This window comes from Vibrio splendidus (assembly GCF_002873455.1).
GTDB classification, from domain to species: Bacteria; Pseudomonadota; Gammaproteobacteria; order Enterobacterales; family Vibrionaceae; genus Vibrio; species Vibrio splendidus_J.
This window is the reverse complement of the sequence record NZ_MCUN01000054.1, coordinates 404,495-418,331: the sequence shown is the minus strand read 5'-3', so window position 1 is coordinate 418,331 and position 13,837 is coordinate 404,495. Positions and strand designations below refer to the sequence as shown.

14 protein-coding genes are annotated in these 13,837 nt (G+C 44.9%); 3 read left to right on the top strand and 11 right to left on the bottom strand.

Annotation, left to right across the window (positions count from 1 at the left end):
• Positions 1-135: 135 nt before the first annotated feature.
• The 5 genes from BCU75_RS24025 to BCU75_RS24005 form a co-directional block, all read right to left on the bottom strand.
• Positions 136-1,950, bottom strand: a complete 1,815-nt coding sequence (locus tag BCU75_RS24025) for a cation:proton antiporter (protein ID WP_102475286.1) — start codon at positions 1,948-1,950, stop codon at positions 136-138.
• Positions 1,951-2,134: 184 nt separating this feature from the next.
• A complete protein-coding gene (locus BCU75_RS24020; protein WP_102475285.1) occupies positions 2,135-3,334 on the bottom strand; it encodes a NupC/NupG family nucleoside CNT transporter in 1,200 nt (399 codons plus the stop codon).
• A gap of 205 nt (positions 3,335-3,539) precedes the next feature.
• Complete coding sequence (locus BCU75_RS24015; protein ID WP_004734177.1) at positions 3,540-4,460, bottom strand: LysR family transcriptional regulator; 921 nt, start codon at positions 4,458-4,460, stop codon at positions 3,540-3,542.
• Positions 4,461-4,630: 170 nt separating this feature from the next.
• A complete protein-coding gene (locus BCU75_RS24010; protein ID WP_076674379.1) occupies positions 4,631-5,629 on the bottom strand; it encodes a lytic murein transglycosylase in 999 nt (332 codons plus the stop codon).
• Positions 5,630-5,659: 30 nt separating this feature from the next.
• Complete coding sequence (locus BCU75_RS24005; protein ID WP_076674378.1) at positions 5,660-5,950, bottom strand: YcgL domain-containing protein; 291 nt, start codon at positions 5,948-5,950, stop codon at positions 5,660-5,662.
• A 221-nt stretch (positions 5,951-6,171) separates the two neighbouring features.
• Between BCU75_RS24005 and minC the strand changes: the two genes are divergently transcribed.
• From minC to minE, 3 genes are read left to right on the top strand one after another with little or no spacing between them, the layout of a single operon-like run.
• Positions 6,172-6,834, top strand: a complete 663-nt coding sequence (gene minC / locus BCU75_RS24000) for a septum site-determining protein MinC (protein ID WP_102465847.1) — start codon at positions 6,172-6,174, stop codon at positions 6,832-6,834.
• A gap of 21 nt (positions 6,835-6,855) precedes the next feature.
• Complete coding sequence (gene minD / locus BCU75_RS23995) at positions 6,856-7,668, top strand: septum site-determining protein MinD (protein ID WP_010436849.1); 813 nt, start codon at positions 6,856-6,858, stop codon at positions 7,666-7,668.
• Between the two features lie 6 nt (positions 7,669-7,674).
• Complete coding sequence (minE, locus tag BCU75_RS23990; RefSeq protein ID WP_010436847.1) at positions 7,675-7,938, top strand: cell division topological specificity factor MinE; 264 nt, start codon at positions 7,675-7,677, stop codon at positions 7,936-7,938.
• Positions 7,939-8,052: 114 nt separating this feature from the next.
• Here the strand turns inward: minE and rnd are convergent, their stop codons facing one another.
• The 6 genes from rnd to tsaB all read right to left on the bottom strand — a co-directional run bounded on the left by rnd (position 8,053) and on the right by tsaB (position 13,788).
• Positions 8,053-9,171, bottom strand: coding sequence for a ribonuclease D (gene rnd, locus BCU75_RS23985; protein WP_131825456.1), 1,119 nt, complete (start codon positions 9,169-9,171; stop codon positions 8,053-8,055).
• 143 nt (positions 9,172-9,314) lie between these two features.
• Positions 9,315-11,009 carry a long-chain-fatty-acid--CoA ligase FadD gene (gene fadD / locus BCU75_RS23980; protein ID WP_076674372.1) on the bottom strand — a complete coding sequence of 565 codons (1,695 nt, stop codon included), beginning with the start codon at positions 11,007-11,009 and terminating at the stop codon, positions 9,315-9,317.
• Positions 11,010-11,115: 106 nt separating this feature from the next.
• Positions 11,116-12,042 (bottom strand): alpha/beta hydrolase, encoded by a 927-nt coding sequence (locus BCU75_RS23975; RefSeq protein ID WP_102475284.1) that lies wholly within the window; start codon positions 12,040-12,042, stop codon positions 11,116-11,118.
• Positions 12,043-12,089: 47 nt separating this feature from the next.
• Positions 12,090-12,650, bottom strand: a complete 561-nt coding sequence (locus tag BCU75_RS23970) for a Slp family lipoprotein (RefSeq protein WP_076674364.1) — start codon at positions 12,648-12,650, stop codon at positions 12,090-12,092.
• A 39-nt stretch (positions 12,651-12,689) separates the two neighbouring features.
• Positions 12,690-12,995, bottom strand: coding sequence for a hypothetical protein (locus BCU75_RS23965; protein WP_017074520.1), 306 nt, complete (start codon positions 12,993-12,995; stop codon positions 12,690-12,692).
• Between the two features lie 91 nt (positions 12,996-13,086).
• The gene (gene tsaB / locus BCU75_RS23960; RefSeq protein ID WP_102475283.1) at positions 13,087-13,788 is read right to left on the bottom strand and encodes a tRNA (adenosine(37)-N6)-threonylcarbamoyltransferase complex dimerization subunit type 1 TsaB; all 702 of its coding nucleotides are present in this window, start codon (positions 13,786-13,788) and stop codon (positions 13,087-13,089) included.
• Positions 13,789-13,837 lie beyond the last annotated feature (49 nt).

Sequence of the window (13,837 nt, the reverse complement as noted above, 5' to 3'; positions counted from 1 at the left end):
ATGAATTGCCTCGCCCTAGAGTAAAATAAGCTAGAGCAAAATTAGAAAGCCGCAGCGTGAAAACGTTGCGGCTTTTTTGATACTGAGCTATTCGTTTTTGATACAAAGCGACTCACTTTAAATACAGAGCACTCGCTACTTATCTGGAGTATCGATACCTTCAATCTCTTCCGAAGGCGGCAATAAACTAATGACCTCACACTCCGTTGATATGAGTTTTTCCAAATCAGAACCTTGCGTCACTAAACGGAAATCACCGCCAGTAATCACACCCAATGGAATCGCTTTAGGATATAGCGCGTTAAACTCATTAAGGTCAAACGCTTCGGTCAAACCCGTGCTCTTAATTTGGCTACCTTGAGCCATCAAGGAGTTAAGCTTAGAATAGGTAATCCCTTCCGAAAACAAACTTCTGTTGCTATCTCGGCTCACTGAATGCCTTTCGTGTTTTGTTTCTGTCGATTCAAGCTCAAATACCTTGTTTTCACCGAACTCCTCTTGATAATGCATGCTGACTAATGGGTTGGTTTGACGATAAGGCGAGACGATCATCGCGCGCCCTATTCCATCCAATTCCAGATTATTTTCCGCGTGGCTTGAGGCTGGGTTACCAAAATAGACATTCAGGTTATCCATACGCGCCAAACGAATGCTTTCCCAGTTGGTATCGGCAAGCACACTATTGATGTTGTGTGTCGCCAGCACCTTGGCAAACTGTCTTGCAAAATGAGTCGCGCCAAAGAAGATAACCCCTTGCGCTTTCTCTTGAGTCACACCCAACCTTCTTGCCCACCAACTTGCGGTAAGGCTTTGAATCACAACCGTACCGATGATGACCAAGAACACCATTGGCACCAGTAAATCTGCCCCTTCGATTAATTGCTTCTCTTGAAGCTTGATTGCAAACAGAGAAGAAACCGCGGCAGCAACGATCCCGCGAGGCGCCATCCAGCTCAAAAACCATTTATCTGCTGAAGTAAGATCCGTGCCGATCCCGCTGATCCACACACTCAGAGGACGAGCCACCAGCATGACGACCGCTAATAAACCAATACCGCCCCAACCTATCGAGAGGAAAGTCCCAGAATCAAGCCTGCTCGCTAACAGAATAAACAACGCAGAAATGAGTAACACAGTCAGGGTTTCTTTGAATTCAATAATGTCTTCGAGATCCAAGCCTTTCACATTGGCGAGCCAGATACCCATGATGGTCACGGTTAATAAACCGGACTCTTCACTCAGATCATTTGAAAAAGAGAACGCCGCCAGCATTAATGTCAGGACCGCCACGTTACGCAAATAGTGCGGAACCCAATGCCCTTGCAGCATCTTGGCAATCAAATAGCCACCGATGCTCCCTAAGCCCAAACCAATGGCTAAAGTCAGCCCCAACGCCGACAGAACATGACTTGTAGGATCGGCTGAAGAGACAATGTATTCGTAAACGAGAACGGCAAACAGAGCGCCAATCGGGTCAATCACTATCCCTTCCCAGCGCAAGATACTGCCTAGCGAAGATTTAGGTTGAATGCTGCGCAGCATGGGAACAATCACCGTTGGGCCAGTCACCACGACTAATGCAGCAAACAGCGCCGCCAATGGCCAACTGAAATCGACAAAATAATAAGCCCCTACCACGATGCACGCCCATGTAATCAACATGCCGAAACTCACTAAGTGAGTCACCATGCGGCCATGGCCTCTGATTTCTTTGAAATTAAGAGTCAATGCACCTTCAAACAAAATGATGGCGACCCCTAATGAAATCAGCGGGAATAGCACGTCACCAAAAATGGCATCGGGATTAAGGATGTTGAGACCGGGACCTAAAAGCAGACCGACGATAAGCAAAGGAAGAATAGCGGGAAGACGCAAACGCCAACCGAGTAATTGGCAAGCTAGGGACAAGAGTCCAATTAACGCCAAAGAAGAAGTGATCGACAAATCCATTTGTGCCCCTAAACATTTGTACCACACCCTGTGGTACAAACTTATTCACTGAAATAAGAAAGCCTACGTTCTTACACTATAGGCTCTCTTTTTCACGCTAACCGAATATTAGTGTGATTAATCAGTCACTTTACTATAGGGGAAATAAAGTGACTGACTCATCCACTCTGTACTTATCATCTAGCTACAGAGAAAGCACCACGCCCGCAATCGCTGCGCTCATTAGGTTGGCAAGCACACCCGCACAAATTGCTTTAAAGCCGTATTGTGAGATGAAAGAGCGACGCTCTGGAACTAAACTACCCAAACCGCCAATCAGAATTGCCATCGTAGAGATGTTTGCAAAACCACATAGCGCGAAAGTAACGATCGCTTTTGAGTGCTCACTCAGTGCGTCTTTTACGTCCATTAACTGGATGAAAGCCACAAACTCGTTCACAACGATCTTGTTACCGATCAGTGAGCCTGCAACAACAGCCTCAGACCATGGCACACCGATCAGCCATGCAACGGGTGCGAACACATAACCTAGGATAAGTTCGAAGCTTAGGTTTACGCCAAACCAGCCACCAACAATACCTAGTAAGCCATTCAGCATTGCAATCACACTGATAAAGGCCAGAAGTGTAGCACCAACTGCAACGGCAATACGAAGCCCAGACATAGCCCCATCTGCCATTGCCTCAACGACGTTTGTTGCTCGTGGAATTTCAACATCAGACTCAATATTTTCTTGAGCCTCATCTGCATTACCTGGTACCAAGATCTTGGCCATCAATAGACCAGCAGGCGCAGACATGAATGCCGCAGCGATCAGGTAGTTCAAATCAACACCAAGCGATGCATAACCCACTAACGTGCCACCAGCTACAGACGCCAAACCACAAACCATCACGGCAAACAGTTGTGAATCCGTCATGTGCTTCAAGTAAGGCTTAACCACCAATGGCGCTTCAATCATGCCAACAAAGATGTTCGCCGTTGCAGATAGAGACTCCGCACGACCTGTACCTAAGAACTTTTGCAAAGCACCACCGATAAGGTTGATCACCTTTGGCATAAAGCCGATATGGTACAAACCTGAAATCAATGCCGAGAAGAAGATAATGATGCCGAGAACGTTAATAGCGAATACAAATCCGTTATTCGTTAGGACACCAAATAGGAAGTTAATCCCCTCTTGACCGTAGTTGATCAAGCTAGACACTGCACCAGTGGCTGCATTCAGCACTTCTTTACCCATTGGCACATACAGAACCAGTAGGGCGAATGAGATTTGCAGTAAGAAAGCCAAAGAGACGGTTCTTAGCGGGATATTTTTTCTGTCCGTAGATAGTAACCAAGCGGTTACTAAAATAGTGATAATTCCAAGTAGGGAAGCCATGTGCGTCAACCTAAAAGTTGTAGGTAGGAAAGGCGACGCATTCTATAGAGGAAATCGTTTGCGGCAAGTTGAGGTTGTTAATGTGATGTTGGTTGAATCGCCCTTTAATAGCAACTTCCACTAAGTCATTGAATTTTAATGATTAACTTTGATTAAAAAACACACTTTTTCCATATGGAAATTATATTTATAGATTGGGAAACAGTTAGCGGTGCAGTTCAACGCAAGTTTTGAGGTTTTTGTCCCAATAAGTCGGCGATCCGATATGATCTTTGATGAACTCAATCACTGCTGAAAGCTTCTTCGGCATATTCTTTCGGCTCGGATACACGGCATAAAATGGCATCAGCTGACTTGCTCGCCATTCCGGTAAAACTTGGATGAGCTTGCCCGTTCTAAACTCTTCTTTAACTAAGTAAGTCGCTAGGTAAGCAACGCCCCAACCTGATACTGCAGCGTCTCGTACCGCCTCGGCCAAATCTACCGAGTAATCGCCCGCCACTTTAACACTGAGATTTTCTTGGCCGTTATCAAATGCCCATGACGTGTAATCACGTTCACGACTGCGATATATAAGGCAGTTATGGTCAATTAGATCAGATGGCACGTGTGGAGTCCCGGCCTTAATCAGATAATCCGGTGATGCGGCCACCACAAACTGGCTATCGGCTAAACGCTGCGCAATGTAACCTTCAGGCAAGTCTTCATTGTTAGTGATCCAGAGATCCAAGCGCTCCTCAATCATGTCCACTTTGTAATCGAACAAATGCACTTCAATTCTCAGCTGAGGGTAAAGCTGTCTAAGCTGGTCAATCGCTGGAATGATATGCAGTGTGCCAAATGACTGAGACAAGCCTATACGGAATATTCCAGAAATGTCGTCACGCTGGCTATCCATGTCCATTTGAGCCGCTTTCACCGTATTGAACAGCTGCTCACAATGCTGATAGAACACTTCTCCAGCTTCGGTTAACGTAAGGCTGCGTGTGGTTCTTTGCACTAACTTGATACCTATCGAATCCTCGAGCAAAGCAATTTGTTTACTGATGTGAGATACCGACACATTCAAGCTTTTTGCTGCACTGGTAAAGCCTTCATGCTTGATCAACGCATGGAATATCACCATCTGTGCGGCTCTATCTGTTAGCACAAAACCACCTTCTTAAATCTCTGAAATATAAAATAAAAAGGACTCCGAAGAGTCCTTTAGTTCGTTCTGCCTATGGTAGGCCAAATGCTATTCAAAGCGACCTAGGTCAATTAATCAAGTTAAGTCTGTTAATCAAATTTGGCCGATTAATCAAACTTAATTCTGTCTGCTAGGTGGCTGACCGCCAAAGCAAAGTAGTAAGAACGATTCCACTTCATTAACACATTGTAGTTGTTGTAAATGAGGTACGAACGACCCGTTTCATCGTCCGGCATGATCAACCAAGCTTTGATATCTTCATCAAGTGTAGGCAGTGGGCGATCGTCATAACGCTTAATTCCGAGTTCAGACCACTCTTTTAGGTATTTCGCTTTGTCTTCGTCTCGACCTTGCATCTCAATAGACACGGTTGACGGAACGTGAACCTGACGCCCCCAAGTATATTTATCATCCCAACCCGATTGGCCAAGATAATTAGCCGCCGAAGCAAACACGTCTTCTTCGGTACCCCAAATATCTTTCTTGCCATCACCACTGCCGTCAGCAGCATAAGCTAAGAATGAGCTTGGCATAAACTGGGGTTGACCCATTGCGCCAGCCCAAGAGCCTTTCATCTCTTTTGGTGCAATATGGCCTTGATCAAGAATCTTCAATGCCGCCATCGCTTCGCTACGGAAGAAGGCTTCTCTGCGACCTTCATAAGCCATGGTTGTTAGGGCATCAATAACACTGTAATTGCCCGTGAACTTACCGAAGTTACTCTCAACGCCCCATAGCGCGACAATGAATCTTGGTTGAACACCATATTCATCACCAATACGCTTTAACGCTGTGTAGTGTTTCTTATAGAGTGACCTTGCCTGCTTCACTTTCCAATCTGGAACTGCACGTGGAATGTACTCATCCAGAGTCAGTTTCTTTTCAGGTTGGTTTTTGTCGGCTTTGACCGCTCTTGGCTTAAACGTCACACCATCAAAAGCTTCATCAATGATCGCTTCAGAAATACCTTCTTCACGGCCTTGTTGCTTTAGTTTTTCTACATATTGCTCAAAGCTCAGCTCTTCAGCTTGAACTGAGCCAATGGTCAGGCTATTACCCAATAGTAATGCCGACACAGCCAATATGGTTTTCGAAAATTTACTCAACGATCACTCCTCCTTGAATTGAGGTGGCTATCACTCTTCGTCTTGACCTTTTTGTTGAGCTTTACGCTCTTTATGAAGCTCAAGTTCATTAACTGGTGGTGGCGGTACCTGCAAAAAGAAACCATCGGTGTTCAGTGATTCTCTCACTTTATCGATGTTCACTTGAGCCAGTTTACGGCCGTCCATTTTAATTACCATTACAAAACTAGGTTTACCAAACATTTGCATCAATGCGTCAGGAACTTGTGAAAAATCATCCTTCTTAGGGATATAAAGGTATGTTCCTTCTTTCTTTGAACTTTTATATATAGAACACAGCATGACAAACCTTTTTTAAATGTTTATGACTACAAAACTCTCACTTGCGAGATCAATAGTTTATGTTAGGGAAATATTGGGAACAAAACGTTCATTTGACAACAAGATTACTTGCTGTGCTTGGTTTGGGAATATAACATGATAAACCTAGTTTCAGGCAATGCCCTTTATTTTATTGATAAAGAAATTGTACCAATCCGCTATTGAGGTCCTGTAGTTTTTCGATGTCTAGTAACCCAGATCTAAAAGGTAGCAGTTTCACGCTATCTGTTTTGCACTTATCCGATGATCAAGTCGAAAATGCAGTGTCTTTTCTTCAAGAGAAGGTAGACCAGGCACCCACTTTTTTCGCAGCTGCGCCTGTTGTTATCAACATTAGCAAAGTCGCGGGCGATATCGATTTTGTGCAACTGAAAAATGGTATATCTCAAGCGGGCATGATCCCGGTTGGTGTAGCTGGCTGTTCAGATAAACGCATGCAAAACCTAGCGAAAGAAGCCGGTTTTGCCGTAATGACAGCAAGTAAATCTCCCTCTCAAGCGCCGGCAAAAATGGCTCCGATAAAAGTGGTGAGAACCCCTATTCGTTCAGGTCAGCAAGTGTATGCGAAAGATGGTGATTTGCTGATTCTTAGCCACGTAAGTGCAGGTGCAGAAGTGATTGCCGATGGCAGCATCCATATTCATGGCACGCTACGCGGTCGTGCTATTGCGGGTGCGAGTGGCCAAACTGAAGCAAAAATAATTTGTAATGATTTACAAGCCGAGCTGGTTTCCATTGCTGGAAATTACTGGCTCAGCGATCAAATTGATAGCGAGTACTGGCAAAAGAAAACCATGTTCAGTATGGCAAACGATGTATTACACGTTGATGTCCTCGCAATATAAGAGAAATAAAAGGAAAACAGAATGGCACGCATTATCGTTGTAACGTCAGGTAAAGGCGGGGTAGGCAAGACGACCTCCAGTGCAGCTATTGCCTCGGGTCTGGCTTTAAAAGGGAAGAAAACCGCAGTTATCGACTTTGATATCGGTCTGCGTAACCTAGATTTAATCATGGGTTGTGAGCGTCGTGTTGTGTACGACTTCGTTAATGTTATCAATGGTGAAGCGACGCTGAACCAAGCGATGATCAAAGACAAGCGTACAGAGAACCTGTTCATTCTTCCTGCTTCTCAAACTCGTGATAAAGATGCACTGACGAAAGATGGTGTTCGTCGTGTGTTTGATGAATTAGATGAGATGGGTTTTGATTTCATCATATGTGATTCTCCTGCGGGTATCGAGCAAGGCGCTCTAATGGCGTTGTACTTTGCTGATGAAGCGATTGTAACCACTAACCCTGAAGTCTCTTCTGTACGCGATTCAGACCGTATCCTTGGTATTCTTGACTCTAAGTCTCGCCGTTCAGAAGACGGCTTAGAGCCAGTGAAAACGCACCTTCTACTGACTCGCTATAACCCAGCACGTGTAACTCAAGGTGAGATGCTCAGTGTTGAAGACGTTGAAGAAATCCTGCACATCTCTCTACTGGGTGTGATTCCAGAGAGCCAAGCAGTACTGAACGCGTCAAACAAGGGTGTGCCCGTTATCTTTGACGAAGCAACCGACGCAGGTATGGCTTACAATGATACTGTAGAGCGACTACTGGGTAACCAAGTGGACTTCCGTTTCTTAACGGAACAGAAGAAAGGCATCTTCAAAAGACTGTTCGGGGGCTAATACGCAATGTCATTATTAGAGTTTTTTAGACCACAGAAAAAGACAACCGCAAACCTAGCCAAAGAGCGTTTGCAGATCATTGTTGCCGAACGACGCAGCCATGACGACCCTGCTCCATCATACTTGCCGCAACTAAAAGAAGACATCTTGAAGTGTATTGCAAAGTACGTTGAAGTCGACCCATCAATGGTTGACCTGACTTTCGAGCACAAAGATGACGACATCTCAGTATTAGAGCTGAACGTTAAGCTTCCAGAAGAAGATCGATAAGTAGAGCCTGATCTGGGTTTATCAATATTCAATAAAAAAGAGAGCCTAGGCTCTCTTTTTTGTGTCTGAAACTTTCATCTCTAAAGCATTCGTTGCTGACTACAATAACTAAAGTTACTTGATTGCTTTATTTAGCTTTTCGCCAACTACGTCTAGGCGCCAACCTTGCATTACATCAGGCATCTTCTCTGGATTACGATCGTACTTCCAAATCCAGCTTAACACTTGGTTAAGTTGCTTCTTCGACGCCAAAAACTCAGTCGCTAAACCACTGTGTTGCGATGCTGTTTTCACTTCATCTTTCAACACTTTGAAGAGTTGCTTGTAACCTGGATAGTCCATTAGACGTTCGACTGGTGCTGGGTACTCTTCTTCTGGCGTATGCTCAGCCAATTTCACAATTGAACTGATCTTCGCACCATGACGACGTACAGAACGGTAATCAAAACCTTCCTGCTCCATATGCTTAGGATCTTTCATTGCGAATCGAGCCACTGCCCATAAGTCTTGTTCTTTAAAAACAAAGTTCAGCGCTAAATCACGCTTAATCGCTTCTTTTAAACGCCAAGTTGCTAACGGTCTTAAAATAGCTAACTGCTGAGGTTTTAGCTGCCACGCGCCTTTAATATCAAGGTAAGCGTTGTCTGGGTTTGCTTTACGGATGCGCTTAGCCACTTGTAAATCAGACTCTTGTTGCGCCGCTTCCCACCAGCCTGCTTCCATCACTTTTTCAAGAAGCTTGTTGTACATTGGCAGTAGGTAATGAACGTCTGCCGCTGCGTAGTCGAGTTGCTTTTGAGAAAGCGGACGCGCTAGCCAGTCAGTACGAGACTCGCTTTTATCTAGGTCAACACCTACAAACTCTGAAACTAGTGCTGCAAAGCCAGTTGAAAGACCATGACCTAAGAAGGCCGCCATGATCTGTGTATCAACCATTGGTGTTGGCGTACAACCAAATGCGTTCTGGAATACTTCAAGATCTTCGCCACACGCATGTAACACTTTCAGTACTGAAGTGTCTTTCAACAATCCAACAAATGGTGTCATTTCATCAAGAGCAATAGGATCAATCAGTGACAGTGTTTCACCATCAAATAACTGAATTAAGCCTAATTGAGGGTAATAGGTTCTTGTACGAACGAACTCTGTATCAAGCATAACAACATCGGCTTCACGTGCTTGTTGGCAAACTCGCTCAAGGTCTTTTACTTGGGTAATGATTTGATAATCCACAAAAACTCTCACTGATTTTACTTTGATCGCCGGATACAAAAATGCCGACATTAACTGTCGGCATTCTAACACCATTTTTCAGCGCTCGCTTAGATTAAGCGCTGCTATGGCTTAGGTGCATCATCTTCTAGTAAATGAGCTCGTTACTCACTTGCGCGTTTAGCAAGCTCGGCATCGTTCTCTTCACGAAGTACTCGGCGCAAGATCTTACCTACATTGGTTTTTGGTAGTTCTTCACGGAACTCAATCAATTTAGGGATCTTATAGCCAGTTAGGTGTTCACGACAGTGCGCGATAATGTCTTCTTTGGTTAGGCTAGGATCACGTTTTACCACGTAAATCTTAACCAACTCACCAGATACTTCATGAGGTTGGCCAATAGCCGCAACTTCTAACACTTTGCCATGCAGAGCCACTACGTCTTCAATCTCGTTCGGGTAAACGTTGAAGCCAGACACAAGAATCATGTCTTTCTTACGGTCAACGATATACAACAAGCCTTCGTCATCAAACTTAACGATATCACCAGTCGATAACCAACCGTCTTGGTCGATCACTTCTTTGGTCGCTTCTGGACGCTGCCAGTAGCCTTGCATCACTTGAGGACCACGGACCTGCAATTCACCGACTTGGTCATTGCCAACCACTTTACCTTCATCATCAACAATACGAACTTCTGTCGATGGTACTGGTAGGCCGATTGCACCCGTGTAGTCTTTTAGATCGTATGGGTTACCTGTGACCAAAGGAGCACACTCGGTTAAACCATAGCCTTCAAGTAGATGGACACCTGTCGCTTTCTTCCATTGCTCAGCAACAGCGCGTTGAACCGCCATACCGCCGCCAACAGATAAACGCATGTTACTGAAATCCAACTCGTGGAAATCTTCGTTATTCACTAGAGCATTGAACAAGGTGTTTACGCCAGTAATCGCGGTAAACGAAACCTTTTGCAACTCTTTAATAAAGCCAGGAATGTCACGAGGGTTAGTAATCAGAAGGTTACGACCACCCATCTCAACAAACAGTAAGCAGTTCACGGTAAGAGCAAATACATGGTAAAGCGGCAATGCCGTTACCACCAATTCACGGCCTTCTTGCAGCACAGGACTGTATGCCCCTTTCGCTTGAAGTACGTTCGCAATCATATTGCGATGCGTTAGGATTGCGCCCTTCGCTACACCCGTTGTACCACCGGTGTATTGTAGGAATGCGATGTCATCACCCGCCATAAATGGCTTCACATATTGTAGGCGACGGCCTTTGTGCAGCGCTTTTCTGAACGAAATAGCACCCGGCAAATCGTACTTAGGCACCATGCCTTTTACGTATTTCACTACAAAGTCGACAATCGTACCTTTTGCTCTTGGCAGCATTTGCCCCAAGCTGGTTAGCACAACGTGTTTAACCGGAGTTTTATCAACGACTTTCTCTAGTGTGCTCGCAAAGTTAGAAACGATAACAATCGCCTTTGCGCCAGAGTCATTAAGTTGGTGTTCAAGTTCACGAGGCGTGTACAGTGGGTTGACGTTCACTGCAATCATACCTGCACGCAGTACACCAAAGAGTGCAATTGGGTATTGCAGCAAGTTTGGCATCATCAGCGCGACACGATCGCCTTTCTTCAGTTTTAGATCATTCTGCAAGTAAGCAGCAAAAGCACGACTGCGCTCTTCAAGCTTACGGAATGTCATGATAGACCCCATGTTCTCGAATGCTGGTTGGTCTGCGTACTTCTGTACCGACTGTTCGAACATTTCAATAAGAGATGGGTACTGATCTGGGTTGATCGTCTCTGGTACGTCACTTGGATAACGTGAAAGCCAAGGTTTGTCCACTATGTTACTCCTCGTTTATCAGCTGACGACTGCTTCGCCGCTTTTTATCATTGCGGTATTACAGCACAGCTTTAGTGCATGAGCACTAAAAGGCTCAAACACTTGTTTAAATTTTGTTAACTACACCAAGAATTAGCTCTGAAACTAGCTCTGGGCTCTCTAAATGGCAATGATGTCCGCCAGGAACAGTCTCTATATTCAGAGAACTATGGGCTGATTTGTAGCGATTATGCTGCAAATGTCGGAATCCATCATTTCCTAAAACTATTAATTGAGGGCATTCAATAGCCGCCATGATCGCTTCAGCATGCGCTTGTGACATTCGATATAACGAGTCACATTTTAGGTTAGGGTCGCATCGCCATTGCCAAGAGTTCTCGAACTCGGCTGCATCTTGATCTACTGTCGCTTCCTCAAAAGCAGCTTGAGTAACAACAGCTCGATCAACATTACTTAGCTCAACGATTCCTCGTTCAACAATAGGAGCAATGAGTTCTGCTTTGATTTGATTGGCGTGAGCTCTCAGCTTAATAGCATCCTCAAGGCTTGCTAGAGGACGTGAAGGCTTTCTTCGCTGTCGAAGACGACTGAGTACCCCATCTCTCAAACGAGAGACTGTTTCGTGGGGAGCTTCTGAAAGAGGTCCATGACCTTCAATTTGAATTAATCCTGACACCTTTTCAGGAAAGGCGGCACTATAGCAACTTGCGATCAATGCACCAAGTGAATGTCCTACCAGTACCAGTCTGTTTGGCGATAATTTAGTCACCAACTGATGCAAATCATCAATATAGTCATGAAATGGGTAATAACTTCCCAGTTTATGCGACGAGAAACCGTGTCCGAAGAGATCGATAGCAACGAGGTGAATATCTGGAGAAAGCTTGGCTATTTGAGGCATAACCTGAGTAAAACTTGCAGAATTATCTAGCCAACCATGAATAAAAACGACCGTCGTTGCGGTCGTTTTTGGGTTGCCAATCTGTTGTGTTGCAAGCGTCCCGCTCGCAAGGGAATATGACTTTTCAATCATTGATTGTATGGTGTCCCTATCGTTTAGTGTGTCGATCTCAGGTTCGACTATTCCACATCTTGAATCACACGACCTGACTTAGGCATGGTTTGAAAGCTGCGACAATGCAAACTGCGGCAAGAGTAATAGGTTGGCGCAAAGTCGTTGATGACCACTCGCTCGGTGATCTGCCATAAGCGTTGGTTGTAGACATTCATTACTGGGAAGGTATAAGGATATTCACCAACGGTGCCATCTTCAGTGCCATTTGATGTTCCAACCAAGGTGATTAAACGGCCTTCAGCAAAGCTCAATGGCTCAACATAACCATCAATGTAAGCGACAAAGCGCCCTTTTGGCTCGGCATCAATATCTGGCTTACCGTTACTTGAGATAGGTAAGTTAACCACTTCCACACGAGTCTTATCTTGTAAATTTGTCACCTTGGCAATCACACCACCTAAACGAACATCACCAGCATCTGGTACTGTGTTTACCCACTCTTGGTAGTCAGTTACCACCTGTTCAGAATTTGCATTAAGTTCTTCAGGTAAAGAGGAGCAGCCCATCACCATCGAAGAGAAAGCGACAAGGAAAAATAAGCGAGATTTAGAAATGAGAGAAAACATAATGCTGGTCCTTAGAACAGGATAAATAAAAGCACAAAGCTAGATATAAATATCGACCCCAATAAGCTTCGCAAGTTCCTCTTTTTTAGCTTGATTCATCACGTCCATATACTCCTCCATCGCACGTCGTCCACGCCCTTCTGGAAGATCATATTGAACCTGAGCTTTGTGAATCTCAGATTCTTTGACTTGCCGAATCGAATGCGAGACAGCATTCGCGACCTTAGTTGGCTGACCAACTGAGGTTTTTGCATCGCCTTTTTTTACCTCGTTCTTTTTATTGGTTCGATTGGTTTTGGATGTATTGCCTATCGAAGAAGGAGGTAAGCCGTTTATTGAAACCATGCTTAAGGAATTTTGTACCTAATCTTAATAATTTTGTATCTGTTTTAATTTTGGCTCTGCAAAGTGAATGCAGAGCCAAAATAATACGTATTTACTCGCGACCTGGCAGTTTCTTCCACGTCACTTTGTCACGCAGGTAAACTGGCTCAGACTCTTCAGCTGCAACCGCTTTGCCTTCTGCATAAGCAAATTGAGCTAGGAACGCCATATCTTGAGCTTCTGGGAACAGGACCTCACACGCTTTAGTGTTGATCGCTAGTGTGTCCATATGCTCTGCATACGCTTCCCAACCGGTACCTACTTTTGCCCATGTCTCAGAATCCACTTCAAGCTGCGCAGCCAATTCGCTTGGAGGTGTGACACATTCAGCATCAACTGCAGTCCAACGACCATCGTCTTCACGGCTGTAACGAGCCCAGTAGACTTCACTCATGCGAGCATCAATCGCTGTAGCTACGTGAGTTTCCCCAGATTTACGGTAGCTGCCTTGCGCCATCGCTGCCAGTGTAGACACACCGATCATCGGTAAATCAGCACCAAAAGCCAAGCCTTGAGCAATACCGATACCAATACGCACACCCGTGAAACTGCCTGGGCCTTGGCCAAACGCGATTGCGTCGATATCGGTTAAAGCGACATTCGCTTCTTTCAGTACTTCATCAACCATAGGTAGAATTTTTTTCGTATGGTCTCGAGGAGCCTCTTCGCTACGTGCGAACACCTGGTCACCGATTACTAGTGCAACTGAACAGTTTTCAGTTGCGGTATCTACTGCAAGAATTTTCGCGCTCATTCGTGTCTCAAATATTCGTTATCTAATCTAAAAATAATGGCTAAGCTCA

Excerpts from the sequence above, each read along its gene's own strand:
- BCU75_RS24025 (WP_102475286.1), bottom strand. The coding sequence starts at position 1,950 with ATGGATTTGTCGATCACTTCTTCTTTGGCGTTAATTGGACTCTTGTCC.
- BCU75_RS24020 (WP_102475285.1), bottom strand. The coding sequence starts at position 3,334 with ATGGCTTCCCTACTTGGAATTATCACTATTTTAGTAACCGCTTGGTTA.
- BCU75_RS24015 (WP_004734177.1), bottom strand. The coding sequence starts at position 4,460 with ATGGTGATATTCCATGCGTTGATCAAGCATGAAGGCTTTACCAGTGCA.
- BCU75_RS24005 (WP_076674378.1), bottom strand. The coding sequence starts at position 5,950 with ATGCTGTGTTCTATATATAAAAGTTCAAAGAAAGAAGGAACATACCTT.
- minC (WP_102465847.1), top strand. The coding sequence starts at position 6,172 with ATGTCTAGTAACCCAGATCTAAAAGGTAGCAGTTTCACGCTATCTGTT.
- minD (WP_010436849.1), top strand. The coding sequence starts at position 6,856 with ATGGCACGCATTATCGTTGTAACGTCAGGTAAAGGCGGGGTAGGCAAG.
- minE (WP_010436847.1), top strand. The coding sequence starts at position 7,675 with ATGTCATTATTAGAGTTTTTTAGACCACAGAAAAAGACAACCGCAAAC.
- BCU75_RS23975 (WP_102475284.1), bottom strand. The coding sequence starts at position 12,042 with ATGATTGAAAAGTCATATTCCCTTGCGAGCGGGACGCTTGCAACACAA.
- BCU75_RS23970 (WP_076674364.1), bottom strand. The coding sequence starts at position 12,650 with ATGTTTTCTCTCATTTCTAAATCTCGCTTATTTTTCCTTGTCGCTTTC.
- BCU75_RS23965 (WP_017074520.1), bottom strand. The coding sequence starts at position 12,995 with ATGGTTTCAATAAACGGCTTACCTCCTTCTTCGATAGGCAATACATCC.
- tsaB (WP_102475283.1), bottom strand. The coding sequence starts at position 13,788 with ATGAGCGCGAAAATTCTTGCAGTAGATACCGCAACTGAAAACTGTTCA.